Annotated in this window: 24 protein-coding genes; 11 read left to right on the top strand and 13 right to left on the bottom strand. The window is 70.8% G+C overall.

The window, feature by feature from the left end:
• Positions 1 to 39: 39 nt before the first annotated feature.
• The 3 genes from J2X68_RS31720 to J2X68_RS31710 form a co-directional block, all read right to left on the bottom strand.
• Positions 40 to 846 carry an SAM-dependent methyltransferase gene (locus tag J2X68_RS31720; RefSeq protein WP_310436044.1) on the bottom strand — a complete coding sequence of 269 codons (807 nt, stop codon included), beginning with the start codon at positions 844 to 846 and terminating at the stop codon, positions 40 to 42.
• A 100-nt stretch (positions 847 to 946) separates the two neighbouring features.
• The gene (locus tag J2X68_RS31715; protein WP_310436124.1) at positions 947 to 1,207 is read right to left on the bottom strand and encodes a DUF397 domain-containing protein; all 261 of its coding nucleotides are present in this window, start codon (positions 1,205 to 1,207) and stop codon (positions 947 to 949) included.
• 23 nt (positions 1,208 to 1,230) lie between these two features.
• The gene (locus J2X68_RS31710) at positions 1,231 to 2,106 is read right to left on the bottom strand and encodes a DUF5753 domain-containing protein (protein WP_310436043.1); all 876 of its coding nucleotides are present in this window, start codon (positions 2,104 to 2,106) and stop codon (positions 1,231 to 1,233) included.
• 308 nt (positions 2,107 to 2,414) lie between these two features.
• On the opposite strand from J2X68_RS31710, the gene J2X68_RS31705 reads away from it, so the two are divergent.
• Entirely contained in the window at positions 2,415 to 2,855 is a 441-nt protein-coding gene (locus tag J2X68_RS31705; protein ID WP_310436042.1) for an ATP-binding protein, read from the top strand.
• Positions 2,856 to 2,896: 41 nt separating this feature from the next.
• Here J2X68_RS31705 and J2X68_RS31700 read toward each other — a convergent pair whose 3' ends face one another.
• Entirely contained in the window at positions 2,897 to 4,324 is a 1,428-nt protein-coding gene (locus J2X68_RS31700) for a PP2C family protein-serine/threonine phosphatase (protein ID WP_310436041.1), read from the bottom strand.
• Between the two features lie 220 nt (positions 4,325 to 4,544).
• On the opposite strand from J2X68_RS31700, the gene J2X68_RS31695 reads away from it, so the two are divergent.
• Together J2X68_RS31695 and J2X68_RS31690 are read left to right on the top strand one after the other, a co-directional pair.
• Positions 4,545 to 5,096 carry a YciI family protein gene (locus J2X68_RS31695; RefSeq protein WP_310436040.1) on the top strand — a complete coding sequence of 184 codons (552 nt, stop codon included), beginning with the start codon at positions 4,545 to 4,547 and terminating at the stop codon, positions 5,094 to 5,096.
• Positions 5,097 to 5,144: 48 nt separating this feature from the next.
• Positions 5,145 to 5,570, top strand: coding sequence for a VOC family protein (locus tag J2X68_RS31690; protein WP_310436039.1), 426 nt, complete (start codon positions 5,145 to 5,147; stop codon positions 5,568 to 5,570).
• 137 nt (positions 5,571 to 5,707) lie between these two features.
• Here J2X68_RS31690 and J2X68_RS31685 read toward each other — a convergent pair whose 3' ends face one another.
• A complete protein-coding gene (locus J2X68_RS31685) occupies positions 5,708 to 6,301 on the bottom strand; it encodes a TetR/AcrR family transcriptional regulator (RefSeq protein WP_310436038.1) in 594 nt (197 codons plus the stop codon).
• A 79-nt stretch (positions 6,302 to 6,380) separates the two neighbouring features.
• On the opposite strand from J2X68_RS31685, the gene J2X68_RS31680 reads away from it, so the two are divergent.
• Positions 6,381 to 7,316, top strand: coding sequence for an oxidoreductase (locus J2X68_RS31680; protein ID WP_310436037.1), 936 nt, complete (start codon positions 6,381 to 6,383; stop codon positions 7,314 to 7,316).
• Between the two features lie 163 nt (positions 7,317 to 7,479).
• On the opposite strand, the gene J2X68_RS31675 is transcribed toward J2X68_RS31680, so the two are convergent.
• Positions 7,480 to 7,806, bottom strand: coding sequence for an antibiotic biosynthesis monooxygenase (locus J2X68_RS31675; RefSeq protein ID WP_310436036.1), 327 nt, complete (start codon positions 7,804 to 7,806; stop codon positions 7,480 to 7,482).
• Here J2X68_RS31675 and J2X68_RS31670 point away from each other — a divergent pair, their 5' ends adjacent.
• Entirely contained in the window at positions 7,807 to 8,682 is an 876-nt protein-coding gene (locus tag J2X68_RS31670) for a recombinase family protein (protein WP_310436035.1), read from the top strand.
• A gap of 289 nt (positions 8,683 to 8,971) precedes the next feature.
• Here J2X68_RS31670 and J2X68_RS31665 read toward each other — a convergent pair whose 3' ends face one another.
• Positions 8,972 to 9,430, bottom strand: a complete 459-nt coding sequence (locus J2X68_RS31665) for a hypothetical protein (protein WP_310436034.1) — start codon at positions 9,428 to 9,430, stop codon at positions 8,972 to 8,974.
• A gap of 2,183 nt (positions 9,431 to 11,613) precedes the next feature.
• Between J2X68_RS31665 and J2X68_RS31660 the strand changes: the two genes are divergently transcribed.
• The 3 genes from J2X68_RS31660 (at position 11,614) to J2X68_RS31650 (ending at position 16,569) form a co-directional block, all read left to right on the top strand.
• Positions 11,614 to 12,894 (top strand): ricin-type beta-trefoil lectin domain protein, encoded by a 1,281-nt coding sequence (locus tag J2X68_RS31660; protein ID WP_310436033.1) that lies wholly within the window; start codon positions 11,614 to 11,616, stop codon positions 12,892 to 12,894.
• Positions 12,891 to 14,279, top strand: a complete 1,389-nt coding sequence (locus tag J2X68_RS31655; RefSeq protein WP_399041310.1) for a ricin-type beta-trefoil lectin domain protein — start codon at positions 12,891 to 12,893, stop codon at positions 14,277 to 14,279. Before J2X68_RS31660 ends, J2X68_RS31655 begins: the two co-directional genes overlap by 4 nt.
• Before the next feature lie 82 nt (positions 14,280 to 14,361).
• Positions 14,362 to 16,569: an RICIN domain-containing protein gene (locus J2X68_RS31650; protein WP_310436031.1), complete on the top strand. Its 2,208-nt coding sequence runs from the start codon at positions 14,362 to 14,364 to the stop codon at positions 16,567 to 16,569.
• Here the strand turns inward: J2X68_RS31650 and J2X68_RS31645 are convergent.
• The 3 genes from J2X68_RS31645 to J2X68_RS31635 form a co-directional block, all read right to left on the bottom strand.
• On the bottom strand, positions 16,560 to 17,504 hold the full coding sequence (locus J2X68_RS31645; protein WP_310436030.1) for a class I SAM-dependent methyltransferase: 945 nt from the start codon (positions 17,502 to 17,504) through the stop codon (positions 16,560 to 16,562). The genes J2X68_RS31650 and J2X68_RS31645 overlap by 10 nt on opposite strands.
• Positions 17,505 to 17,600: 96 nt before the next feature.
• Entirely contained in the window at positions 17,601 to 18,194 is a 594-nt protein-coding gene (locus tag J2X68_RS31640; protein WP_310436029.1) for an XRE family transcriptional regulator, read from the bottom strand.
• A gap of 177 nt (positions 18,195 to 18,371) precedes the next feature.
• Positions 18,372 to 19,217, bottom strand: a complete 846-nt coding sequence (locus J2X68_RS31635) for an oxidoreductase (RefSeq protein WP_310436028.1) — start codon at positions 19,215 to 19,217, stop codon at positions 18,372 to 18,374.
• 105 nt (positions 19,218 to 19,322) lie between these two features.
• Between J2X68_RS31635 and J2X68_RS31630 the strand changes: the two genes are divergently transcribed.
• Positions 19,323 to 20,258 carry a LysR family transcriptional regulator gene (locus J2X68_RS31630; RefSeq protein ID WP_310436027.1) on the top strand — a complete coding sequence of 312 codons (936 nt, stop codon included), beginning with the start codon at positions 19,323 to 19,325 and terminating at the stop codon, positions 20,256 to 20,258.
• A 94-nt stretch (positions 20,259 to 20,352) separates the two neighbouring features.
• On the opposite strand, the gene J2X68_RS31625 is transcribed toward J2X68_RS31630, so the two are convergent.
• The 3 genes from J2X68_RS31625 to mmsA form a co-directional block, all read right to left on the bottom strand.
• A complete protein-coding gene (locus J2X68_RS31625; protein ID WP_310436026.1) occupies positions 20,353 to 21,462 on the bottom strand; it encodes a substrate-binding domain-containing protein in 1,110 nt (369 codons plus the stop codon).
• Between the two features lie 83 nt (positions 21,463 to 21,545).
• The gene (mmsB, locus tag J2X68_RS31620; RefSeq protein WP_310436025.1) at positions 21,546 to 22,838 is read right to left on the bottom strand and encodes a multiple monosaccharide ABC transporter permease; all 1,293 of its coding nucleotides are present in this window, start codon (positions 22,836 to 22,838) and stop codon (positions 21,546 to 21,548) included.
• Entirely contained in the window at positions 22,835 to 24,385 is a 1,551-nt protein-coding gene (gene mmsA / locus J2X68_RS31615) for a multiple monosaccharide ABC transporter ATP-binding protein (protein WP_310436024.1), read from the bottom strand. The genes mmsB and mmsA overlap by 4 nt, the downstream gene beginning before the upstream one ends.
• Positions 24,386 to 24,598: 213 nt before the next feature.
• Here mmsA and J2X68_RS31610 point away from each other — a divergent pair, with 213 nt between their 5' ends.
• Both J2X68_RS31610 and J2X68_RS31605 read left to right on the top strand, forming a co-directional pair.
• Complete coding sequence (locus J2X68_RS31610; protein WP_310436023.1) at positions 24,599 to 25,867, top strand: ROK family transcriptional regulator; 1,269 nt, start codon at positions 24,599 to 24,601, stop codon at positions 25,865 to 25,867.
• A 46-nt stretch (positions 25,868 to 25,913) separates the two neighbouring features.
• Positions 25,914 to 26,672, top strand: coding sequence for an IclR family transcriptional regulator C-terminal domain-containing protein (locus J2X68_RS31605; protein ID WP_310436022.1), 759 nt, complete (start codon positions 25,914 to 25,916; stop codon positions 26,670 to 26,672).
• The last annotated feature ends 138 nt before the right edge of the window (positions 26,673 to 26,810 follow it).

The following is a 26,810-nucleotide window of genomic DNA, read 5'->3' as shown; positions in this document are numbered from 1 at the left end:
CGGGGCCGGGCCCGCGCCGGGCCCGGCCCGTGGCGTCGGCTACGGCTTGACGCCGACGCCCGTCCAGAGGCTGACCTCGGCGTCCGTGGCCTCGACGGCGGCGTCCGGGCGCCAGCGGTGACCGACCGTGACGCCGGGGTCGAGGAGCTCCAGCCCGTCGAAGAAGCGGGCGACGTCCTCACGCGAGCGGAACCGGACCGGGGTGCCCGCGCCCGTGTAGATGTCGGTGACCTTATGCCAGGTGGCCGGGTCGAAGTCGGGCGTGCAGTGGCTCAGGGCCAGCGCGCTGCCGGAGGGAAGCGCGGCCAGCAGGCGGCCGACGATGCCGTACGGATCCTGGGCGTCGGTGACGAAGTGCATGAGGGCGTTGAGCGACAGGGCCACGGGCCGGTCCAGATCCAGCACCTCGGCGAGCGCGGGCGCGCCCAGCAGCGCGTCGGCGTCGTTGACGTCTGCCTCGAGATAGGTCGTGCGTCCCTGGGGCGTGCTGCGCATGAGACGTTCGGCGTACTTGAGGACGAGGGGGTCGTTGTCGGCGTAGACGACCCGCGCCTCGGGGACCACGGACTGCGCGACCTGGTGCAGGTTCGGCTCGGTGGGGATGCCGGTGCCGATGTCCAGCCACTGGCGGATGCCGTGCTCCCGGGCGAGTACCCGGGTGGCGCGGTGCATGAAGGCCCGGTTCTCCCGGGCGCAGACGAAGATGCCCGGGTAGACCGCCGCGACGGTCTCGGCCGCCTGTGCGTCGACGTCGAAGTGGTCCTTTCCACCGAGGTAGTAGTCGTACATCCGGGCGGAGTGCGGCCTGCTGGTGTCGATGTCCCGTGGGGCGTTCGAGCTGGTCATTGCGTGGCCGGTGCCTTTCGGTGGTGTGCGTGGGGGGTGGCGGGCGGGGCCGCGGCCGGGTGGGGAGGGGGCGGCCGGTTCCTGCCCGTGGTGCTCGGGTTCAGCCGGCCGCGAGATGGTCGGCGAGACCCCGTTTGACGCCCGCGACGAACGCGGCGATCTCCTCGGAGGTGTAGATGAGCGCGGGACCGGCGGGATCCGTCGACTGCCGCAGCGCCACGCGGCCGTCGGCGAGCCGCTTCGTCTGCACGCACTGGCCCCCGTTGGGCCCGCTCCACGGAGACTCCCAGCCCTGCTCGCCGAGGTCGGACGCGGGCATGCCGTTGTAGACGCGACCGACCGGCCCGTCCGTGCCCGTCATGCCCTCGAAGCCGTCGGTGCCGGTCATGAGTACTCCTCGCGCATACGGGTCAGGAGCGCCCTGCTCGTCGTGTCCGAGGTCAGCAGGGACATGCGGTTGTGCGCCTCCAGATGCGCCGCGACGTCGGAGCGCTGGTCCAGGTAGACGGCTCCGGAGAGGATCTCGGTGTAGACGATGTCGGGCAGCTCGGGCTCCTCGAACCGGAAATAGGTGAACGGGGCGCACGCGCCCAGGTGGGCGCCGGCCGTGAACGGCACGACGTCGACGCTCACATGGTCCAGTTCCGAGACCTCCAGGAGCCGGTCCATCTGTTCCCGCATCACCTCGGGGCCGCCGACCACCCGGTGCAGCACGGCCTCCTCCAGCACCACCCACAGCGTGGGGGCGGCGTCCCCGGTCAGCAGGCTCTGCCGGCGCAGCCGCAGGTCCACCCGGCGCCGCAGGTCCGCGTCGGGCTCGCCCGGGAACCCTCCGCCCAGCACCGCGCGCGCGTACCGAGGGGTCTGGAGCAGCCCCGTGACGTAGTGGGGTTCGTAGGTGCGCAGGGTGCGGGCCCCGCTCTCCAGGCTCACATACCCGCTGAACCAGTTCGGCAGCACATCACGGTACGGATGCCACCAGCCGGGCGCGTTGGCCCGTTCGGCGAGGGTGACGAACTCGTCGATCTCCTGCCGGCCGGCCCCGTAGCACTCCAGCAGGATCTCCACGTAGAGCGGCTTGAGGGCGACCTCCGCCTTCTCCAGACGCCGCACGGTCAGGGGCTTCACCCGCAGCGCCCGGGCCGCGTCCTCCAACGTGGCACCCGCGTTCAGGCGCCGTTCCCGGAGCCGCCGGCCGAGGATCATGCGCAGCACGGTGGGCGCGCTGGTGCTGCCCGTGCCCGAACGGCCTTCGCCCACGCCCTACCTCCTGAGGAGCCGTCACCGTCGCGGGTCCGACGGCGGCCTGCCGGAGCAGCCGGACCGATACCGACGCGCTGAAATTATCAGGCAGTCGGTTGCAGCTTGAACTTCGTTGCGAGCATAGTTACTTGTGTGAACCGTGTTGCCCCACTCGAGTGTTCCCCCGACAACCCCTGCCATCCCCGCCGGTGTTGGGCCGCTCGGGCGTTCGCGGTACCGGATCCCTACGGAACACCCCTCACCCGTAGGTCCGTTGCTCACCGTTCCCCGCCTCAGGCTGCTGCCCCCCACGGAAGGCGACCACCGTGTCCCCCCACACGACGTCCTCACCCCAGCCCCTGGACACTTGGAGCCCCGACCGGACGCACTGGATCGAACTCCCGGCGCACCGCTCCAGCGTCTCGCTGGCCCGCCGTTCCCTGAGCGCCCGGCTGACCGCCTGGCGGCTGCCGGGCGAGCTGTGCGCGGACGCCGTCCTGCTCGTGTCCGAGCTGGCAACCAATGCCGTACGGCACACGCTCGGCACCCGGTTCCTGTGCGGCGTGGGACTCGTCACGAACGCCCGCCTGCGCCTTGAGGTGCACGATCACGACCGTACGGGACGGGGGCTGCCCCGCCGCGAGCCCGGACCGGACGACGAGGGCGGGCGCGGCCTCTTCCTCGTGGAGCAGCTCGCCGAGACCTGGGGGGTCGGCCGGTCGAGGCTCACCGGCGGCAACGCGGTCTGGCTGACCATGACGGGCTGAGCGGCCCGCGAACCCGGCACCCGACGGCCGGCCCCGGCGACTCAGCACCCGGCAGGCGTCAGTTCGGCCAGCAGCAGGGTGCGGTCGTCGGCTCCGGCCGCCCCGGAGGGGGCGTGCAGGAGCCGGCGGCACAGGGACGGCAGCGCGTCCTGCCCGCCGCCGTCCCCGGGTTCGATGGCGGCCGCCGCGTCCACGGTGCGGGCGAGGCGGCTGATCTCCTGGTCGATGTCGGCGTCGCGGGACTCGACCAGACCGTCGCTGTAGAGCACCAGCAGGGCGGGATCCGGCACGCTCAGCACGGTCTCCTCGTAGCTGCCCGCCCCGAGCCCGAGAGGCAGGCCCGCCCCGGTCAGTCTGACCGGCGCCGTGCGGCCGTCCGGGCCGCGCAGCAACGGGGGAGGATGGCCCGCGCCCACCAGGGTGCAGGTGCGCCGCCGGGCGTCCCACTCGGCGTATATGCAGGTCGCGAAGGGGACTCCGGGGGAGTCGCCGGCGAGGGTGTCGAGCCGTCCTATGAGGTCGGCCGCGGGGAGGTCGAGGGCCGCCAGGGTACGGACGGCGGTGCGCAGCTGGATCATCGCGACGGCGGACTCCGGACCGTGCCCCATCGCGTCCCCGACGATCAGGCTCACCCGGTCGCCCGGCCGCTTCAGCACGTCGAACCAGTCCCCGCCGACGAGGTTGTCGCGGCCCGCGGGCAGACAGCCGTGCGCGGTGCGGCAGCCGCCGAACTCCGGGGCCGTGCCCGGCGGCAGGCTGTTGCGGATGGCCAGCGAGGTCCGTCGCTCGCGCTCGTAGCGGCGCGCGTTGTCGAGGGCCACGGCGGCCCGCGCGGCCAGCGCCTCCACGGCGGCCACGTCCGCCGGGCCGAACGGCACACGCCCCGGCCCACGGGTGCAGGTGACGAAGCCGATCGCCAGGTCCCGCAGCCGCAGCGGCACCACGAGGAACGCCGCCACGTCCAGGAGGTCGCAGACGCGGGACTCGCCGTCCCCGGAGGCGATGAGCCGCTCGGCCGTGTGCGGATCCACCGCGTCGAGCAGCTGCGCCTGCCCGGTCGCGAGCGCGCGGACGTACGGCGTGTCCTGGGGAAAGGCGATCATCTCGCCGACCGGCAGCATGCCCTCCCAGTCCTCCCGCGCGTCCGGCCCGACACGCAGCGCCGTCCGGCGTGCCTCGATCCGGGGCGCGTCCACGCCGGCGTGCGCGTTCTCCTCGACGCGCCACCGCTCCAGCAGGTACACGCCGGCCGCGTCGCAGAATCCGGGGGTCAGCGCGTGCACGACGTGGCTGCCGGTCATCAGCAGATCGAGTTCCGAGCCGATGACGTCGGCGGCGGGGGAGAACACCGACCGACGGGGCGAGGTCAGGGCTGCGGAGACGTCGTCGGTGCCGCTGCGCGGTTGGTTCCGCAGGGTCGTGCCTTTCCCGTGGGCGTCCGGCCGCGCGGCGGGGGACAGGGGAAGCACCGCGCGCCGTCGCAACTATATGATGGCGCGTCAACTTATCGGTCACGAATCCGAGTTGCCGGACGAGGGTGAGAGACCGTCGGCGCGGGCGCGGCCGGGCGGACGGAGCGGGTCCCTTCCGGGGCCGGCGGACCGGCGAGGCCCCCGGGAAATCCGCCCGCGGTCGCCCTCGCCGAAAGGAACTTGAGATACCGGGCGGACTTGGGAAGGGTCTGCAGGTATGGAGTTCTTCTGCTACCACCGTGACCGGCCCGCCTCAGCCGCCCTGCGCGACGAACTGCTGGAGAAACACTGGTCTTACATGGACCGGTACGCGGCGCAGATGATCGCCCGGGGCCCGACCTTCGCCGCCGAAGGAGACACGCCCACCGGCAGCGTGCACATCCTCGACCTCCCGGATGCCGCCGCCGCCCGCGCCTTCGCCTTCGACGAGCCCAACTACCAGGCCGGTGTCTACCGGGACGTGCTGGTGCGCCGGTGGCACAACACGCTGGGACGCACCATGTGGGACTTCCCCGGTGGCCGCCACGGCGGACGCCGGTACCTGGTGATCGGCCTCGGCCCGGAATCGGGCGACGGCCCCGGCGCGCCGCCCGACCGGGACGAACTGATCGCCTACGGGCCGCTGCTGTCCGACGACGGCGTCACCCGGGTGGGCGCCGCCGCGCTGCTACGCGCCCCGGACCCGGACTCGGCGCGCGCCGTCCTGGCCCCGGACCGGTTTGCCGACGTCGAGGTCCACGACTGGCAGTTCGGCGGACGACCGTCATGAGCCGGCCGTCGCCCGCCGTTCGGCGCGCGCCGGGGTGACAGTGGAATCATGAACGCAGACGACAGGAATCTTCTGGCCCGGGGACGCGTGGCGACCAGGCTTCCCGCCCGGGACCTGGACCGGGCGCGGCGCTTCTACGCCGGGCGGCTGGGCCCGGAACCCGTCGACGCACGGCCCGGCGGGCTGCTGTACCGATGCGGAGGGACGGAATTCGCCCTGTTCGCTCCGACGGGAGCCTCGCCCGGCACCTTCACCCAGATGGGGTGGGAGGTCGAGGACCTCGACGCGGTCGTGGCCGAGCTCGAGCGGCGGGGCGTGGTGTTCGAGGAGGTCGACGTGCCCGGGCTCAGGACGAAGGACGGCGTCGCCGAGATCGACGGCAACTACCCGAGCAAGGGCGTACGGGGCGAACGCGCGGTCTGGTTCCGGGACAGCGAGGGCAACCTCCTGGGCATCGGCGAGCCGGTCGCCTGAGAACCCGCCCGCCCCGGGGCTGTCGGTCCCGGGCGGCCGCCCCTGATCGCCCCGGCTTTGCGCCCCCTGCCGTACGGCCCCGTCGCCCCCGCCACCCCGGTGGGTGCGGCCCCGCCCCGTGCGGCTCGCGAGCTGCCCTACTCCGGCTCGCAGCCGCGCAGGACGGACGCGATCACGTCGTCCAGGCCGGGCCCGGTGATCTCCGCGGGCAGCAGCCCGCTCACGGTGAGCCCGGCATAGCCGTGCAGCGCCGCGAAGATCGGCAGGGCGACGCGCTCCAGCTCGCCCTGCCGCACCTCGCCCCGGCGCTGCCCGTCGCGGATCAGCTCGAGAAGCTGGTCGGACCACGCGTGGGCCGTCGCGCCCAGCGCCTCGGAGGCCTCCGGGCTGTGCTTGGCCGAGAACATCAGGTCGAGCAGCGCGGGGTTGGTCACGGCGAAACCGACATAGGCCCGGGCCGCGGCGTCCAGACGTTCCGCGAACGACTCGCCCGCGCCTTCCTGGGCGGTCGAGATGACGGCGGCCAGCCGCTGGAAGCCGGTCAGCGCCAGGGCGTCCAGCAACGCCTGCTTGGTCTTGAAGTGGCGGCTGGGCGCCGCGGGGCTCACGCCGATGTCACGGGCCAGTTCCCTGAGGGACAGTGCTCCCGATCCCCTCTCGCGCAAGGTCTGCTCGGCGCGTGCGAGCAGCTCCGCAGGGAGGTCTCCGTGGTGGTAGGGGCGGCTTTTCATGCCCTCACCCTAGCCCGGGGTGAGCAGCGCCCACATTGTTATCGTTGCCAACATTGTAATCAGCGCATACATTGGGCTCATGGCAAAGGACATGAAGACCACCCAGCCCTGGAACACCACCGACATCCCCGACCAGACCGGCCGCACCGCAGTGGTGACCGGCGCCAACAGCGGGCTCGGCCTCGCCACCGTCGAGGCGCTGGCCCGCGCCGGCGCCCACGTGGTCCTCGCGGTGCGGGACCCGCGGCGCGGCGAGGCGGCGGCCGCGACCGTGCCGGGCAGCGTGGAGGTGCGCCGGCTCGACCTGGCCGCCCTCTCCTCGGTCCGCGAGTTCGCCGCCGGCTGGCGCGGCGAACTGGATCTGCTCATCAACAACGCAGGCGTCATGAACGTCCCCGAGGCCCGCACCAAAGACGGTTTCGAGACGCAGTTCGGCACCAACCACCTGGGCCACTTCGCCCTGACCAACCTGCTGCTGCCGCACGTCACCGATCGCGTGGTGGTCCTGTCGTCCGGGGCCCACCGGATGCCGGGCCGTCCCCGTATCCACTTCGAGAACCTCGACCTGAGCGGCGAATACGCCCCCATGACGGCCTACAGCCAGTCCAAGCTCGCCAACCTGCTGTTCACCCTCGAACTCCAGCGGCGGCTCGGCGAGGCGGGCTCGACCGTACGCGCCGTGGCGGCCCACCCCGGCTGGGCCGCCACCAACCTCCAGGGGCACGACGCCAGCCTCCTGCGGCGCCTCGCCATGCGGCTGGGCAACCGGCTCATCGCCCAGGACAGCCGGGCCGGCGCACTGCCCACCCTGTACGCCGCGGTCCGGGACCTGCCCGGCGCGAGCTACGTCGGCCCCGACGGCCTCTTCGAGATGCGCGGCGCCCCGACCCTGGTCGGCCGCTCCGCGGCGGCCAGTGACCCGGCGGCGGCGGTGCGGCTGTGGACCGTGTCCGAGGAACTGACCGGCGTCACCTTCCCCGAGCCCGCGCTGACGGCGAGCGGCCTGACGTCCTGAGGGGCCCGGAACGTCCCGCGACGGACGGGCACGCCCCGCCGCCGTCCGGGGCGGCCGTCCGGCACGGGGAGTGTCCGGTGCGGGCGACGGCCGGGGCCGGCGGGTGCGGGGACCGCCGGGGGCGGCGGGTGGACGGCGCGGCGGCCCCCCGCCCCGGGGGCGGCTACTCGCTCTTCGGCGCTGTCTGCTGCACCACCTCGAAGGACCAGAGGGTGGAGCCCGAGGCCGCGGGCTTGGGGCGCTCCCCCTCCGTGCCGCCCCGGTGGGCGGACTTCATGGGGCCCTCCATCCAGGCCTTGAACGACTCCTCGTCACGCCAGCGCGTGTAGACGAGGTAGGTGTCGGTGCCCTCGACCGGGCGGAGCAGCTCGAACCACTCGAAGCCGTCGGAGTTCTCGACGGCGTGGGCTCGTGCGGCGAACCGCTTCTCGAGGGTCTCCCGCTGTTCCGCCGGGACGGTCAGTACGTTGATCTTGACCACACTAGGCACATGACACCTTTCAAGTCTGGGGTCCGTAACTTGGACCACGTGCGAGCAGTTTCTTACATCCGCCAGTCGAAGAAGCGGGAAGACGACAGTAAGTCGTCCCCTGAGGCACAGAAGACAAAGTGTGAGGCCCTGATCACGGCCAAGGGTTGGGAGATCGCCGGACACTTTGCCGACGTCGGCAAGTCCGGCTGGGACCCGAACGTCACCCGCCCCGAGTTCGAGGAACTGATGGCCGCCGTTCGTGGTGGCCACGTAGACGTGGTGGTCGTCTTCTCGCTGTCCCGGCTCACCCGACAGGGTGCGCTGGAAGCCATGCGGATCAACGAGGAGCTCTCCCGCCACGGCGTCCGACTGGTCAGTGTCGAGGAGCCGTACCTGGACACGTCCACCCCCATGGGCGTCGCCATCTTCGGTCTCATCGCCGCACTGGCACAGCAGGAATCCGACCTCAAGTCGGCGTACGTGACGGCGACGAAAGAGACGCTGCGCGCGGCAGGCTCCCACGTGTCGGGTATCGCGCCATACGGCTTTCGCAGCGAGCGTGAGCAGCGAGGAGAGCTCACCGTCGTAAAGCTGGTTCCCGACCTCGTTGAAGCACCGGTAGTCCGAGACATGGCGCAGTGGGCGGCCGATGGTCTATCCGCCGCTGGCATCGCTCGGAAGCTGAACGAAACCGGCGCTCCCACAAAGATTGGCGCGCTTGCAGAGGACGGCTCTAAGCGACTCGCAGCCCGACGTAAGCGCGCAGTGTCCGAACCGACCGACGCCCCCTCTTGGGGATCCACGACTGTGCTTCGCATCCTGCGTGACCCGCGACTCGCCGGATACGCCGCCGAGTGGGAGGGCCGTACGACCAAGACCGCGGTACGGCATTAATGCTCGCGAGTATGAGGAAGTGCTTGCCGCCCGGTCTGGGGGTTGTGCTATTTGCGGAACCGAAGGAGAGATTCTGGCCGTGGACCCTTGTATGCGGTTTACCTCAAGCTCCCGCCCGGTGCTTCATGCGCGCGACCGGACACACCCGCTCGACCTCTTAGGAACGTTCCTAGGCGCTTGCCCCGTACCTGCTGCCTCTCTGGTGGCCGGTGCGGGGCTTTTGGCGTTTCTGAGGAATCTTCGGTAAGGGTTGGGGACCGGCTGAAGGCCCTAAATTCCGCCTAGTCCCTCACAACCACTTTTGCACAAAATCATCGTCGTAGTCTTCATCCCCATTCATCATGAAGATTGCACGACCCTGGTTTTCAAGCCCTTCTGCTCGCGCTACAGCGCATTCTGCGCACCATTCCCCGCCGTGCAGGTCGTCATACTCGCCCTCTCCCGCTCCGGGCTCCGACTGGTATTGAGTTCGCGCCTCTGCGACGTCAAAGCTTGTCTCGCATTCAACGCACTGCGCTTCGCCTTCCTGCTCCTCGGATGCGGGGCCGGGGAACGGCGACCAGGTTTCGACGGCGTCGCCGCTGTGCTGACTCTTGGCGAGATGGATGAGCACGCCGGTTGCGACGACGAGGACCGTGCCGCCGACAGTGATGATCTTCTTCTTGTGCTTCTTGATCAGGTTCTTCGCTTTCTCGGCGGCAGAGGGGGGTTTGTCGTCCTCGGAGGGAGGCTTAGCGGTGGAGTTCACCTGCACAGACCTACCGGACCCGCCCCTTGCCGCACAAGTGCCCTGCTCTGGAACGTTTTTGCCTTTGCCCAGTGATCAGCCAGGAGTGTTCTCGGGTCGTGAGTCGCTATGCCGCCGTGCTGTCCAGTACTGCCCGCACCTCGGGGGCGCCGGCATACTCGGCGAGTCGGGCGAGGACGACCCGGTCCCGTTCCGCTGTGCGCTCGCTCGCGACGTCCGCCGATAGGGAGATGATCCGTTCGGCAACGGCCGCTGATTCCTCGGGTTCGCCGCCATCGCAACGGCCAACCACGAACTGTAGAGCGCCGATTCGCGGGTGTGCGTGGCGTCGTACCGGCCGAGCGCATCACGGAGCAGTGGAACAGTGCGAAGCGGTCGGCAGAGTTCGGTCATTACGCGAGCCTCCATAACTTGGAGTTCGCCAGCGTTGACCCAGTAAGTCCAGACGGGATTCTCGGCCCCCTCGCTGTCCTCGCTGAGTGTCTGGCTTGCCTCCCCGAGGGCTCGCACTGCTGCCTGCGCATTCTCGGCACCGCCCGCTTTCGTGTGGGCCCATGCCACCCGGTCGAGATACAGCGCGCGAGCCTTTGGCGGTGTGTCCTGCCCGGCCCCGTCGAGGGCGGCCCGGGCAAGGTCTAGCCCCTCAACTTTCCTTCCGACATTGCTCAGTTGGTAAGCGAGGCTCCCGGCGAGCTTCCCGGCAAGGGTCCGATGCTCGGCCTGCGTGGCCGCGCTCAGCCCGAGCCGATAGATACGCTCCGCCTCGCTGTGCTGGCCAGCATCCGACGCGATCCAACCGGCGATCTGCGCCAACTCGCTAATCCGTATGAGGAGTTGACGGCCGGTCATTTCGGTGTACGATTGTCCACGGAACATTCGAACAGCCTTGCGAAGCTCCCGCAGTGCTGGCCGCAACAAGTCGTCCCCGGCCATGTAGTCGTCGGCGAGTCGTAGGCCGTGCACCCGCTGCACTAGATCAGCAACCTGTGCGGTCCCGATACGGCCCCCGTACGGCCGCGTAGCGGCTCTAGAGGGTCCTCGACGGGCAGGAAGTCGGCGAGCCGGGGGGGGGGGGGGGGGCGGCGGTTCAGCGGCCGTCCGTGGCGCTGTAAGGGTTTCTACGGGGACCTTGAGAGTGGCAGCGAGGAAAGGCGACCACTCGCGCGGCGTGCGGGCTCCACGCTCCCACCGGCTCACCTCGTGCCGGGTGATCGGCTCACCGGCGACAGCAGCGGCCCGGCAGACCTCCCGCGCTAACCGGGACTGACTCCAGCCGAGCCTTTCCCGCTCTCTTTTGATGTGGGCCCCGCTACCGCTGCTCATGCCCCGAGGGTGGCCCACGCCTGGCTCACATGGGCCCCTTGTTGGAGATCCATTCCGGCCGGAGGGTGGAGCCGTATTCCCGACCGAGGAGACAGCAACTGTGGCGAGCCAAAGCGCAGCGGATACCGACGCGCGACAGACGGAATACGTGACCTACGCGCCGTCCGGTTCGAAGTGCGCGAGTTGCCGACGTTCGGTCAAGAGTCTTGATGGGGTGCGTCGAATTGCGTCGGCTGGTCCCGCTGTCCAATACCGGCATGTGGAGTGCCCGGCGTGACGGCCCCGGCAATGCTGGCGCTGCTTGATCTGCGTGCGCCCCGCCCCGGGCCGGTCGACCCGGCAACGTGTCCGGTCTGCGCATCGCCGCGGAAGTCAGTCAGTGAAGTGGTCAAGTCGGGTGCTCCGGAGTCGGCTCGTGCTGTCGTGCTGGCCATGCGTGAGCACATGGTCTACGGCCACCCGGGCTACCGCCGCACCACGCCCTCGGCCCGCTGATCTGCCCGCACCCCTGGTGACTGCGGCGGTGCGGCGCGAGGGGTGCGGGTGCTCGGCCCCGTTCGCGCGCTTCCCCTGCGCCGAACCGCCCCCTCCGCGGCGTCCGGGCTCGGCCCGGACGTGCTCGGTCCCGGGCGCGGACCTTCCGGATCCGGCCTCCCAGTGCCGGCTCCCGAATCTGGTCCAGACCAAACTCTTGACAGGGTCATTACTCACTTCTTAAATCACGTAATGAACTAAGCCCCTGCCAAGGCTGGTTCGCACCCCCCACCCATTCGGCGCGGTCTGCGGCGAGCCGCCCGGCCGCGCCCACGGATGTCATGACCATGTCGTGACTGTCCGTGATGTGCCAGGAAGGGAGAGCCATGGCCTCTCCGCGCCTGCTCCGGCGCCCGTTGTTGTCGCTGGCCGCGCTCCTCGCCTTCGCGTCGCTGTCCACCGGACCGGCGCTGGGCGTGTCTCCGACCGGGGCGGAACCCGCCGCCCGCACCGTCGCGGCGCCCCGGGCGGCCGCCGTCACGTTCTCCGAGGAGTTCGACGGACCCGCCGGTTCCGCCGTGGACGGTTCCCGGTGGCAGATCGAGACCGGTGACAACGTCAACAACCACGAGCGGCAGTACTACACCGCGGGCAACCGCAATGCCGCTCTGGACGGCCAGGGCCATCTGGTGATCACCGCGCGCCGGGAGAACCCGGGCAACTACCAGTGCTGGTACGGCCGGTGCGAGTACACCTCCGCCCGGCTGAACACGGCCGGCCGGTTCACCACGACGTACGGCCGGGTCGAAGCCCGGATGAAGGTCCCGCGCGGGCAGGGCATGTGGCCCGCGTTCTGGATGCTGGGCAACGACATCGGCCAGGTCGGCTGGCCCGCCTCCGGCGAGATCGACGTCATGGAGAACGTGGGCTTCGAGCCGTCCACCGTCCACGGCACCCTGCACGGTCCCGGCTACTCGGGCTCCGGTGGCATCGGCGCCGGGTACACCCTGCCCGGCGGACAGGCGTTCGCCGACGCCTATCACACCTTCGCCGTCGACTGGAGCCCGAACGCGATCACCTGGTCCGTCGACGGCACCGTCTACCAGCGGCGCACCCCCGCCGACCTCGGCGGACGGCAGTGGGTCTTCGACAAGCCCTTCTTCCTGATCCTCAACCTCGCGGTCGGCGGCTACTGGCCCGGAGACCCCGACGGCAGCACGGTCTTCCCCCAGCAACTCCTGGTCGACTACGTCCGCGTGAGCACGGACACCGCCCAGCCGGGCGGCAGCGGACCCATCACGGGCCTCGCCGGCAAGTGCGTGGACGTGGCCGGGGCCAACAGCGCCAACGGCACGGCGGTGCAGCTGTACGACTGCAACGGCACCGCCGCCCAGCAGTGGACGGTGGGGGCCGACGGCACGATCCGCGCGCTCGGCAAGTGCCTGGACGTCGCCTCGGGCGGCACGGCGGACGGCACCCCCGTCCAGCTGTGGGACTGCAACGGCACCGCCGCCCAGCAATGGGCCGTCCCCGCCGCCCGGGACATCGTCAATCCGCAGGCGAACAAATGCCTGGACGCCACGGGCGGCAGCTCGGCCAACGGCACCCGGCTGCAGATCTGGACCTGTACCGGCGCCGCGCAGCAGAAATGGACGGTGACCCGATGACCCGGAGCTTCCCGCACCGCCGCGCGGTACGCGGCGCGTTGGGCGCGGCGGCCGCGGCCGCCCTGCTCACCGGCCTCGACGGCACACCGGCGAGCGGCGCCGCGGCCGCCGCCGGGCAGATCACCGGCCTCGGCGGCAAGTGCGTCGACATCGCGGGCGCCGCCACGGCCAACGGCACGGCGGTGCAGCTGTACGACTGCAACGGCACCGCCGCCCAGCAGTGGACGGTGGGGGCCGACGGCACGATCCGCGCGCTCGGCAAGTGCCTGGACGTCGCCTCGGGCGGCACCGCGGACGGGACCCCGACGCAGCTGTGGGACTGCAACGGCAGCGCGGCCCAGCAGTGGACCGTCACCGCCGCGCGGGACATCGTCAATCCGCAGGCGGACAAGTGCCTGGACGCGACCGGCAACAGTTCGGCCAACGGCACCCGGCTGCAGATCTGGACCTGCACCGGATCCGCCAACCAGAAGTGGACGGCGCCCGCCGGCGGGGGAGAGCCGGCGCCCGGACCGGGGGCCATGGCCGTCGCGCCGTACCTCTACAACGGCTGGGGCAGCCCGCCCAGCCCCACCACCGTGATGAACGCGACCGGCGTCAAGTGGTTCACGCTCGCCTTCGTCCTCAGCAACGGCTACTGCAACCCGCAGTGGGACGGCAGCCGTCCGCTGACCGGGGGAGTCGACCAGCAGACCGTCACCACCGTCCGGGGAGCCGGCGGTGACGTGATCCCGTCCTTCGGCGGCTGGAGCGGCAACAAGCTGGAGAGCTCCTGCGGCAGCGCGGGCGAACTGGCCGCCGCCTACCAGAAGGTGATCAACGCCTACGGGCTCAAGGCGATCGACATCGACATCGAGGCGGCGGCGTACGACAGCCCGACCGTGCAGCAGCGCACGGTCGACGCGTTGAAGACCGTCAAGGCCGACAACCCCGGGATCAAGGTGTACATCACCTTCGGCACCGGACAGAACGGCCCCGACAGCAGCCTGATCGGCAGGGCCGCCGCGTCCGGTCTCACCGTGGACAGCTGGACGATCATGCCGTTCGACTTCGGCGGCGCGGGCCAGAACATGGGCCAGCTCACCGTCCGGGCCGCCGAGGGACTCAAGACCGCGGTGAAGAACGCGTACGGCTACTCGGACGACCAGGCCTACCGGCACACCGGCATCTCCTCGATGAACGGCATCACCGACAACAGCGAGACGGTGACCGTCGCCGACTTCAGGACCATCCTGGCCTACGCCCAGCAGCGTCACCTGGCCCGGCTGACCTTCTGGTCGGTCAACCGCGACCGGCCCTGCACCGGCGGCGGCGCCGACACCTGCTCGGGCGTCTCCCAGCAGCCCTGGGACTTCACCCGGGTCTTCGCGCAGTACGCCGGCTGACCGGCCCGCGCGCACCCCACCCGGCCGACCGGCCCTTCCCCGGATCCCCCCTCACGCCGCTTCGGGCGGCACAGGAGAAGACGTGCTCCGCATTCCCCGACCATCCCTCGCCGGCCCCTGGGTCGCGGCCTCCGTGGCCGCGGCCACGGCCCTCTCGCTCTTCACCGGCGCCCAGCCCTCCCGGGCCGCGACCGACGCGGCCACCGCCCTGCCGACCGGCTGGTCCACGGTGGTGAACTCCGGCAGCGGCAAATGCCTGGACGCCCGGTCCGCCGCGACCGTGAACGGCACCGCCGTACAGCAGTACACCTGCAACAACAGCACCGCCCAGCAGTGGAGTTTCACGGCGACCAGCGACGGCTTCGTGCGGATCGGCAACCGCAACGACGCCCAGCAGGTCGTGGACGTGAGCGACGTGTCCACCGCCGACAACGCCGCCGTGCACCTGTGGACGTACGGCGGCGGCGCCAACCAGCAGTGGCAGGCGGTCGACGAGGGCGGCGGCGCCTACCACTTCGTCAACCGCAACAGCGGCAAGTGCCTCGACGTCCCGTCCGCCTCGACGGCCGACAGCGTCCAGCTGGTGCAGTACACGTGCAACGGCACGGCCGCCCAGCGTTTCCAGGTCGCACCGGTGAGTACCGCCCCCGGAGACGTCGACCTCGGCCCCAACGTCGTCGTCTTCGACCCGTCGATGCCGTCGTCCACCATCCAGAGCCGGCTGAACTCGATCTTCCAGCAACAGGAGACGAACCAGTTCGGCTCCCAGCGCTACGCGGTCATGTTCAAGCCCGGCACGTACAGCAACGACGTCAACGTCGGTTTCTACACCCAGGTCCTGGGACTCGGACAGTCGCCCGACTCGGTCACCATCAACGGCGCCGTGCACGTGGAGGCCGACTGGTTCCCGCCGCAGAACGCCACCCAGAACTTCTGGCGCGGCGCCGAGAACCTGTCGGTCAACCCGACCGGCGGCACCGACCGTTGGGCGGTCTCGCAGGCGTCCGGCTACCGCCGTATGCACGTCCGCGGCAACCTGGAGCTGAGCGACGGGGGCTGGTCCAGCGGCGGGTTCATGGCGGACAGCAAGATCGACGGCCAGGTGCGGTCCGGCACCCAGCAGCAGTGGCTGACCCGCAACTCCCAACTGGGCAGCTGGACGGGCTCCAACTGGAACATGGTCTTCGTCGGCAGCCAGGGCGTACCCGGCAACAGCTTCCCCAACCCGCCCTACACCACAGTCGCTCAGACTCCCACCGTGCGGGAGAAGCCCTTCCTGTACGTGGACTCCGCGGGCGCCTACAAGGTGTTCGTCCCGTCCCTGCGGGCCAACTCCTCGGCCACCACCTGGGCGAACGGGACCGCCGCGGGCAGCTCGCTCGGTATCGACCAGTTCTTCGTCGTCAAGCCGGGCGCGACCGCCGCACAGATCAACGCCGCTCTCGACGCGGGCAAGAACCTGCTGGTCACCCCGGGTGTGTACCACCTGAACCAGACCCTGCGGGTGACCCGCCCCGACACCGTGGTGCTCGGGCTCGGCCTGGCCACCTTCGTCCCGGACAACGGCGTCACCGCCATGACCGTCGCCGACGTCGACGGAGTGAAGGTCGCCGGCGTCCTGTTCGACGCGGGTACCACCAACTCGCAGACGCTTGTGGAGATCGGCCCGGCCGGTGCCGCCGCCGACCACACCGCGAACCCCACCTCCCTGCACGACGTGTACTTCCGGGTCGGCGGGGCCGCCGTGGGCAAGGCGACCACCAGCCTCGTCGTCAACAGCGACGACGTCATCGGCGACCACATGTGGATCTGGCGGGCCGACCACGGCAGCGGGGTGGGCTGGACCACCAACACGGCCGACACCGGCCTCGTGGTCAACGGCGACGACGTCACCATGTACGGCCTGTTCGTCGAGCACTACCAGAAGCACCAGACCCTCTGGAACGGCAACGGCGGACGGACGTACTTCTATCAGAACGAGATGCCCTACGACCCGCCCAACCAGGCCGCCTGGATGAACGGTTCCACCCAGGGCTACGCCGCCTACAAGGTCGCGAACTCGGTCACCAGCCACCAGGCCTACGGACTCGGCAGCTACTGCTACTTCAACGTCAACCCGAGCGTCACGGCCGAGCACGCCTTCGAAGTCCCGGCCAACCCGAACGTGCGCTTCCAGAACATGGTGACGGTCTCGCTCGGCGGAACCGGAACCATCCGGCACGTCATCAACGACCGGGGCGGACCGTCCAACTCCGGCACCAACGTGGCCAACCTGGTGAGCTACCCGTGAGGTGAGACGGGCACCGGCCGCTGGAGGCTGCGGGCGGCCCACACCGTGCGTTCGGTCCGCACGCGCAGATCGGTGCGGTGCAGGACGCCGTGTGGGCCGTCGGGGTCGAGCAGCCGGTCGAAGGCGGTCAGATCCCCCGCCGTCAGGAGGTCCGCGACCCCGCCGCGCATCCGGCGCAGGCTGCTCAGCGCGTAGCGACCGACCGCGTCGCCGTGGGGCGGGCCGATGTCGACGGTGACGGTGCGTTCGTCCTCGACGGTGAAACCGGCCTCCGCCAGCGCGGCGCCCCAGTCGGCACCGCGGTGGGGGAGCCGCTCGGCGTGGTGGCGGTCGAGCGCGGCGTGACAGCGCTCCTCCAGACCCGGAGCGTCCTGCGGGGCGTTCCCGGGCAGGAACCGGGGGAAGCCGGCCAGTTCGACGACAGCGAACAGTCCGTAAGGCGCGAGCAGGTCGTGGACCTGGCGCAGGGCACGGGCCGGGTCGGCCATGTGGTGCAGGGAGGCCGAGGCCCAGACCAGCTCCGGCGTGCCGAGCCCGGGCCACGCCGGGGCGTCCAGGTCCGCCCGCACGACCCGCACGCGGTCGGCCGCTCCGGCTGCGGCGGCCTTCTCCCGCAGGCGGTCCAGGTGCGCGTCCGAGACGTCGACGGCCGTCACCTGGGCCTCGGGGAAGCGCTCCAGCAGAGCGAGGGTGCCCGCGCCGGTCCCGCAGCCCAGGTCCACGATCCGGGAGGGGCTGCTCGCGACGGGCAGCCAGGCGGTGATGGACGCGATGTGCTCGGCGAGCACTTCCGCGTCCAGGTCGAGGATCTCCGACTGGTCGTGCTCGTGGTCGTGAGGGTGGTCGTGCTCGTGGTCCTGCCGGTTCACCTGCTCCTGCTCGTGAAGTCGGCTGTGCGCGGCAGGGTGGCCCGGGTGCGGGGAAGGGGGATTCATGCGCTCACGCTAAGCGGGCGGACGGCGGGTGGCGGTGCCCGTTGCGGAATGCGCAAGGCGATCGTCGTCCGGATTGCGCGAGAGGCAAGAAGGCGGTCACGGCGAGGGGCGGTCCGCTTTTCCGGCGCCGTCGCCGCGCTGGTGGCCGCGGCGGGCGTCGCGGTCGAAGATGCCCAGGACCTCGCACGGCCCGCCCTCCGCGCCGATGGCGTGCGGGAGCATCGTGGGGAACTCCGCCGCCTGGTGGGTCTCGACCCGGAAGCGCCGGTTGCCCAGCAGCAGGATCGCGGTGCCGGAGAGGACGACGAGCCATTCGCGGCCCGGGTGGGCGCGCATGCGCGAGGGATGGTCGGGCGGCGGGTCCGTCATGCGCTGACGTATCACCGTCACGCCGGGCTCCGCCTTGAGGGGCCAGCGCATCGTCCCGTGGGCCGCGTCGATCATCGGGTTGGAGACGACGTCGTCCGCGGCGGTCTCGACGAGCTGGTCCAGGGAGGTCTCCAGGGCGCGGGCGAGGGTCACGAGCTGGTCCAGGGCCAGGCGGCGCCTGCCGTTCTCGATGCGGCTGAGCGTGGACTGGCTGACCTGGGCGCGGGCCGCCAGCTCCTCCAGGGACCAGCCCTGGGCCAGGCGCAGCGCGCGGATCCGTTTGCGGACCAGGCTCTCCAGCTCACCGGGTTCTTGCGTCATGGGCAATATCGTATGCGTGCCGGGCAAGGGGGGCCGGTGCCCGGGCGGTGCCCTCCGTCGGCCGGTCCGGCGGTCCGACCAGCTCCCCGGGGCGCGCGACGCCCTCGGCGGCCCCGCACCCCGACGGACGTCCGGCCGGCCCGGCGGGCGGTGCCGCCGGGCCGGCCGGACGGGCGGTCACTCCGTGTCGAAGTCCGTCCCCCGGGAGACCTTCTCCCACGCGGCGAGCTCGGCCCGGACGGAGTCCAGGTGGCGGGTCAGGAAGTCGACCGCGTCGCCGCCGAGGGCGAGCCGGAGCGGGGTGTTCTCGGCGTCCAGCGCCTGCCGGATCGCCGCAGCGGCCTTCGCCGGGTCGCCGGGCTGATCACCGTCGCCGCCCCGCACCAGCCGCCGGGTCGCGCCGACCTTCTCCGCGTACGCCGGGTTCTCCGCGGAGAAGTAGGCCGCGCCCTTGCCGAACAGGTTGGTGCGGAACGCCCCGGGCTCCACGATCAGCACCTTGATGCCGAACGGGGCCACCTCGTCGGCCAGGCCCTCCGACAGCTGCTCCAGCGCCGCCTTGGTCGCGCTGTACGCGGAGAATCCGGCGAAGGACAGCTGGCCGCCGAAGCTGCTGATGTTCACGACGGCTCCGTCGCCCCGTTCCCGCATCTGCGGCAGCAGCGCCCGGGTCAGCCGCGCCGGGCCGAACACGTGCAGCTCGAACAGATCGCGCAGCTCCTGGTCGGTGGTCTCCTCGAACGCCCCGACCTGGGTGCGGCCGGCGTTGTTCACCACCACGTCCACCCTCCCGTACCGGGCGAGGACGTCGGCGGCCACCGCGTCGACGCGCTCGCCGTCGGTGACGTCCAGCCTGATCGCCTCCACACGGTCCGGGTGCGCGGCGACCAGGTCGTCCAGCGCCTCGACCCGGCGGGCCGTGCCGATCACCGTGTCGCCGGCGGCGACCGCGGCCTGCGCGATGGCCCGCCCGAAACCGCTGCTCGCGCCGGTGACCAGCCAGACCTTGGCGTTCTCGCTCATCTTCGTCTCCCTCGTCCACCGCCGTCCGGGCTCCCCGTCCGGCGGCTCCCATCCTTCGCCGGGCGCCGGGACGGCGTCCAAGACCCGCTGTGATAGCCATGAGTCATGGACGTCCATGGACGCGATCTGCGCTACTTCACCGCGGTCGCCGAGGAGCTGAGCTTCACCCGGGCCGCCGAGCGGCTGTTCGTCTCCCAGCCCGCGCTGAGCAAACAGATTCGGATGCTGGAGAGGCAACTGGGCGTGGTCCTGTTCGAACGGGACCGGCGGACGGTGCGGTTGACCGCCGTGGGGGAGGCCCTGCTGCCGCACGCGCACGAGGTGCTGGCCGCCTGGCGCGCGGCGGAGGAGGCGGTGCGGGAGACGGTGAGCGCCGAGCGGCGCACTCTGGTGATCGGCATGTCCACCAGCCCGGGCCGCGGACTGCTGCCCGCCCTGCGGACCCGCCTGCTGGCCCGCTGTCCGGACGCGCGACCCGTCCTGCGTCAGGTCAACTGGGCCGATCCCAGCGCCGGGTTGGCGGACGGGTCCAGCGACGTGGCCTTCGTCTGGCTGCCGTTGCCGGACGAGGACCGCTACCGGTACGCCGTGGTGGCCCGCGAGCCGCGGCTGGTCGCGTTGCCGCGCGGGCATCCTCTGGCGGCGCGGGCCGCGTCCGACGCCGAGAGCATGGTGGACTTCGCCGACCTGCTGGACGAGCCCTTCCTCGCTCTCCCCGAGGAGGCCGGCCCGTTGCGGGACTACTGGCTCGCCCTCGACGCCCGAGGGGGCCGTCCGCCGCGCGTCGGCGGGGTGGTGGCCAGCGCCGAGGAGACCCATGAGGCGGTGTCCGGCGGCCAGGGGATCGCGCTGCTGGCCACCGGCAACGCCCCGCTGGTCGTGCGGGACAAGGTGATCGCCGTACCGGTCCGGGGTATTTCCCCGTCGCGGCTGGCGGTGGCCGCCGCCCGGGACGACAGCAGGCCGCTGGTGCTCGCCTGCCTGGCGGCCGCGCGGGAGGCGGGCGCCGGCGCCCGCTGCGACCCGGCGCCGGGCGCATGACCGTTCTCGCCCGCCCCGGAGAGCCTTTCGGGGCGGGCGAGAACGGTGGTCGGTGCCACTCGGCCGGTGCCGCGCGGTTCGTGCTCCTTGTGTGCTACTTGGTGAGCGCCGCCAGCTTGGGGTCGTTCGCGTAGGCCTCGGCCGCGTTCTCCTTGGTCACGATGACCGGCGGCAGCAGGTAGGACGGGACGACCTTCTTGCCGTTGTCGTAGGACTTGGTGTCGTTGATGGTCGGCTTGTCGCCCTTCTGGAGGGCCTTGACCATGTTGACGGTCTCCGCGACGAGCTTGCGGGTGTCCTTGTTGATGGTCGAGTACTGCTCACCGGCCATGATCGACTTCACCGACTCGACCTCGGAGTCCTGACCGGTGACGACCGGGACCGCCTTGCCGGCGCCCTTGACCGAGGTGAGGATCGCGCGGGCGAGCGTGTCGTTGGGGGACAGGACGCCGTCGAGGGTCTTCTTGCCGCCGTAGGCCGAGGTCAGCAGCGAGTCCATGCGCTGCTGGGCGTTCTCGGCCTTCCAGCCCTGGGTCGCCGTCTGCTTGATGTCCGTCTGCCCCGAGCCGACAACGATGTCGCCCTTGTCGATCAAGGGCTTCAGCACCTCCATGGCGCCGTCGAAGAAGACCTTGGAGTTGTTGTCGTCCGGCGACCCGGAGAACAGCTCGATCGTCCAGGGACCCTTCGGCTTCTTCGCCTTCATGCCGTCGATCAGCGCCTGGCCCTGGAGCTGGCCGACCTTGAAGTTGTCGAAGGCGATGTAGTAGTCGACGTCGGGGGTGTTGGTGATGAGGCGGTCGTAGGCGATGACGGTGGCGCCCTCCTCCTTGGCCTGCTTCACCTGGGTCGCGAGCTGTGAGGCGTCGGTCGCGCCGATCACGATGACCTTCGCGCCCTTGGTGACCATGGAGGAGATCTGCGCCTGCTGGTCGGCGACGGTGGTCGAGGCGCCCGCGTACTGGACGTCGGCCTTGAAGCCGGAGTCCTTCAGCCCGTCGGTGAACAGGTCACCGGCGAGCACCCAGTTCTCCGAGGTCTTGGCGGGCAGGGCGACGCCGATCAGGGAGTCCTTCGCGAAGCCCTTGGCGTCGGCGCTGTCGCTGCCGGTGGAGCCCTCACGTTCGTTGGAGCAGGCCGTGCCCAGGGTGAGCAGGGCGGCGGCGCCGACGGCGGCGATGCTTCTGATGACGAGTGTGCGCATGGTGGAGTTGGCCCTTCGTACGGTGCTGGTTGCCGGAGTGATGCGTGCCGTCGAGCGCGGCGGGGGAGGTGCGGGCCGTGCGGTCAGCCCGCGACCTTGGTCTTGTCGGCGTCGGGAGCCGCCGGTGGAGCCGGCGCCGCCGGGTCGTCCCGCCGGAACGGGCGGGTCAGGGCGCCGATGACCGAGAAGCGTCCCTGGCGCTTGTTGTAGACGTCGAAGGCGACGGCGAGCAGGAGGACCAGCCCCTTGATGATCTGGACCATGTCGGACCCGACGCCCTCCAGTTGGAGGCCGTTGTTGAGCAGTGCCATGACCAGACCGCCGACGATCGAGCCGCTGACGGTGCCCAGGCCGCCGGAGACCGCCGCGCCGCCGATGAACACGGCCGCGATGGCGTCCAGTTCCCAGCTCAGGCCGTCCTGCGGACCGGAGGCCGAGGACCGGGCGACGAAGATCATGCCGGCCAGCGCGGCCAGCACCGACATGTTCATCATGACGAGGAAGTTGACCCGCTTGAGCTTCACACCGGACAGTTCGGCCGCCCGCGCGTTGCCGCCGACGGCGTAGATGTGGCGGCCGCCGATCGTATTGCGGGTGTAGTGCGAGTACGCGAGGACCAGGACGATCAGGATGATCCCGGAGATCGGCAGGCTGGTGCCGATCCGGCCGCCCGCGAAGCGCAGGGTCGCGAAGACGATCACGCCGAACATGACGGCCAGGCGGATGCCCGTGACCCACAGCGGTGCCAGGTCGGCCTGCATCTCGTGGCGGGTCCGGCGCGCCCGCCACTCCCGCCACAGCACGCCCGCGCAGGCGGCCGCGCCGAGCAGCAGCGTCAGGTTGTTGTACCCGGTGTCCGGGCCGACCTCGGGCAGGAAGCCCGCGCCGATCTTGCGGAAGCCCTCGGGCACCGGGACCGTGTCGGCGTTGCCGATGTACTGGTTGCCGCCGCGGAACAGCAGCATCCCGGCCAGGGTCACGATGAAGGCCGGCACGCCGATGTAGGCGACCCAGAAGCCCTGCCAGGCGCCGATCGCGGCGCCGACGAGCAGGCCGAGCGCGATGCCGAGGGGCCACGGCAGGTCGTACTCCTGCATCGCCTTGGCGACGACGATCCCGGTGAACGCGGCGACGGAGCCGACCGACAGGTCGATGTGCCCGGCCACGATCACCATCAGCATCCCGATGGCCAGGATCAGGATGTAGGAGTACTGGCTCACGACCGCGATGAGGTTGCCGGACGTGAGCGTCAGGCCGTCGGTCCAGATCTGGAACAGCAGGACGATCGCCACCAGCGTGGAGATCATGCCGAACTGACGGGCGTTGGAGGTCGTGCCTCCGAAGAGGTTCTTCTGAAGGTCGGATATACGGCTCATGGAGTGGGGCTCTTCTTGGTAGCGGTCATCTGCTTCATCAGGAGTTCCGGATCGGCGTCGGCACGCGCCACATCGCCGGTGATGGTGCCCTCGAACACCGTGTAGATGCGGTCGCACAGGCCGATCAGCTCGGGCAGCTCGGAGGAGATGACGACGACTCCCTTGCCCTGGGCGACGAGCCGCTGGATGATCCCGTAGATCTCGAACTTGGCGCCCACGTCGATGCCACGGGTCGGCTCGTCGAGGATCAGCAGGTCCGGGTCGGTGAACATCCACTTCGCCAGGACGACCTTCTGCTGGTTGCCGCCGGAGAGCTTGACGACGCCCTCGTCGACGCTGGGCGTCTTGATCCGCAGGCTGCGGCGGTACTCCTCGGCGACCCGGTGCTCGCGCACCGGGTCGATGACCCGCCGCCGGGCGATCTTCGACAGCTTCGCGGCCACCATCGAGGTCTTGATGTCGTCGAGCAGGTTGAGGCCGATCGACTTGCGGTCCTCGCTGACGTAGGCCAGTCCGTGCCGGATGGCGTCCGACACGGTCTTCAGCCGGATCTCCTCGCCGTCCTTGAAGACCCGCCCCGACAGCCAGGTGCCGTAGGAGCGGCCGAACAGACTCATCGCGAGTTCGGTGCGGCCGGCGCCCATGAGCCCCGCGAAGCCGACGATCTCCCCGCGGCGCACATGGAACGACGAGCCCTTGCACACCATCCGCTCGTCCGAGGTCGGGTGCCGTACCGTCCAGTCGCGGACCTCGAAGAAGACCTCGCCGATGTCGGGCGTGCGGTCGGGGAAGCGGCTGTCGAGCTCCCGGCCGACCATGCCCCGCACGATGCGGTCCTCGTTGACGCCGTCGGCCCGCACGTCGAGGCTCTCGATGGTGCGCCCGTCACGCAGGATCGTGATGGTGTCGGCCACCGCCTCGATCTCGTTCAGCTTGTGCGAGATGATGATCGAGGTGATGCCCCGCTCGCGGAAGCCGCGCAGCAGGTCGAGCAGGTGCTGCGAGTCGTCCTCGTTGAGGGCCGCGGTGGGCTCGTCGAGGATCAGCAGCTTGACGTCCTTCGCGAACGCCTTGGCGATCTCGACGAGTTGCTGCTTGCCGACGCCGATGTCCTTGATCAGGGTGTCGGGGTCCTCCCGGAGTCCCACCCGCGTCATCAGCTCCAGGGCGCGGCGCTGGGCCGTCTTCCAGTCGATGGCGCCGCGGCGGCGCGGTTCGTTCCCGAGGAAGAGGTTCTCGGTGATCGACATGCCGGGGACCAGGGCCAGTTCCTGGTGGATGATCGCGATACCGGCCTGCTCGCTGGCCCGGATGTCGTGGAACCGGACATGCTCGCCGCGGTAGACGATGTCGCCGGTGTAGCTGCCGTGCGGGTGCACCCCGCTGAGCACCTTCATGAGGGTGGACTTGCCGGCGCCGTTCTCGCCGCAGATGGCGTGGATCTCGCCCTCCCGCACGACGAGACTGACGTCGGCGAGAGCGGTCACGCCGGGGAAGGTCTTGGTGATCGACCGCATCTCCAGCAGGGTCGGGGCGGTGGGCGTCATGAGCGGCGCTCCCCACCGCCGGGCACGCGCCGAGGCGCACCCGAGCCTTCGGGCCTGCGGCATTGCATGGACATCAACTTGCCTCCGATGGCACTGCCCTGTGCCTTCGTGTCCGAGATTTCGTCTGCGGGACCGGACACTAAATCCATTTGTTTTACTAAGTCAATGGGCCGCGAGAGATAGGTTGTAGGGGTAATCGAGAGAGGACCGTGCGTGCGGCAGGCAGGAACGAACCTTCCCAAGGTCGGGCGATACAACCGGGCCGTCGTCCTGGACCAGATCCAGCTCGCCGACGGCATCAGCCGGGTCGAGATCGCCCAGCACACGGGCCTCACCCCGCAGACGGTCTCGGGCATCGTGCGGCGCCTGCTCGACGAGGGCATCGTGCGGGAGGACGGCGCGAGCAGGGTGTCCAGCGGCGGGAAGCCGCGCACCACCCTGCGCATCAACGCCGAGGCGGGCAACGCGGTCGGACTCCACTTCGATCCCGTGGAACTCAGCTGCACCGTGGTCGACCTGCTCGGCCGGCCGCTGGTCGTCAAGAAGCGCCCCACGGACCCGGGCACCGACCCCGCCCAGGTCATCAAGGACATGGCGGAACTGGTCGCCGACGTGCTGGCCGAGACGGGCGTCGCCCGGAGCAAGGTCCTCGGGCTCGGCCTCGCCACCCCCGGGCCGATCGACCTCGAGTCCGGCGCCATCGTCGGCGCGCCCCAGCTCGCCCGCTGGACGCGGGTGCCGGTGCAGCACATGCTGAGCGAGGCGACCGGCCTGCCGGTGACGCTCGACAACGACGCCACCGCCGCCGCGGTCGGCGAACGCTGGTCGGGCAAGGGAAAGGGCGTGGCGGACTTCGCCTACTTCTTCTTCGGCACCGGCGTCGGCGGTGGCCTCATCCTCAACCACCAGGTGTACCGGGGCGGTTCACTCAACGCGGGCGAGTTCGGGCACTCCTCCGTACTGCCCGAGGGGCCGGAGTGCTACTGCGGCAACCGGGGCTGTCTGGAGCGGCTCGTGAACCCCACGGCGATCGTCGCCGAGGTGCACCGCAGGCTCGCCGCGGGACCGCATCCGGACAGTGCGCTGGCCCGGGTGTTCGCCGAGCGTCCCGAGGCGGTCGACCACGCCGCCATCGGGGTGGCCGCGGCGGCCGGGGACCCGGTGGCGGCGGCCGTCATCGACGAGACCGCGGAGCACGTCGCCTCGGTCGCGGTCGACATCGCGAACTTCCTCGACGTCGACCTGATCGTCCTCGGCGGCCACGGCATCCAGCACGTCGAGTCCCGCTACGTCGAGGTCGTCGCCGCCGCGCTGGCCAGCAGACCCCTGTCCCGGCACGTCCGCGTCGTCGAGGTCGAGGCGTCCTGGCTCGGCACGGACGCGGCGGTGGTGGGCAGCGCCGCGCTCGTCCTGCACGCCACCTACTCGCCGCAGCTGTCGGCCCTGCTGGGCACGGCCGCGGCCCCCGGCGGAGCGGGCTAGGCCGGCGCGCCTTGCCCGGGCGGGGCGTCTGGCGCACGCTGGTGCTATGGGTGCGCAGGACGGCCCCACGCTCATCACCTCCGTGCAGCGGGCCTTCCGCCTGCTGGAGGCGGCGAGCGCGCACGAGAACGGCGCGCCGGCGAAACAGCTGGCACGTGAGACCGGCCTGCCCCTGGCCACCGCCTACCACCTGCTGCGGACCCTCGTGAACGACGGGTACCTGCGCAAACTCCAGGACGGCGGATTCATCCTGGGGGACCGGCTGCAGACGCTGCACACGGCGGGCCGCGCCCAGGCGCTGCTCAGCCGGATCCGTCCCGCCCTCGCCGCCCTGCGGGACGAGCTCACCTCCGCCGCCTACCTCACCTTCTACGAGGACGGGGAGATCCGGGTCGCCGAGATCGTCGACGGCCCCCGGGCGCCCCGCGTGGACCTGTGGGTCGGGTTCGAGGACGCGGGACACGCCACCGCGCTCGGCAAGTCGGTGCTGCGGGAGCTGGACGAGGAGGCCCGCAAGGAGTACCTCTCCCGCCACCACCTCGCCGATCTCACCCCCAGGACCATCACCAGCGCTTCCGAGCTGCTCCGGCAACTCGACTCCTCGCCGGTGGCCCCGGCCGTGACGGACCTGGAGGAGTACACCCTCGGCACGGTCTGTGTCGCCGTGCCCGTCTACAGCGGCGACACCCTCGGCTCGCTCGGCGTCTCGCTGCCGGTCGACCGGCTGTCCCGGCTCGATCAGGTGCGGGCCCGACTGCTCCCTACCGCGAGCCGCGTGACCAGGGGTCTTTCCCTCGCCATGTGATCGTTCACTATCTGAAAATCTGATCCTTATGGCCGGTGGGGCCGAACCCGTCTCCTAGAGGAAACAGACATTTCCGAAGTGCCCCCGTGCACCCACAGGTGAGGACTGCGGACGAAGCATGAGTCATGCGCGCAACCA

Origin of the sequence: Streptomyces sp. 3330, from assembly GCF_031456635.1 — a bacterium.
Taxonomy (GTDB): domain Bacteria; phylum Actinomycetota; class Actinomycetes; order Streptomycetales; family Streptomycetaceae; genus Streptomyces.
Note: the sequence above shows the minus strand (reverse complement) of the source record. Positions and strands in the feature narration are given on the sequence as shown.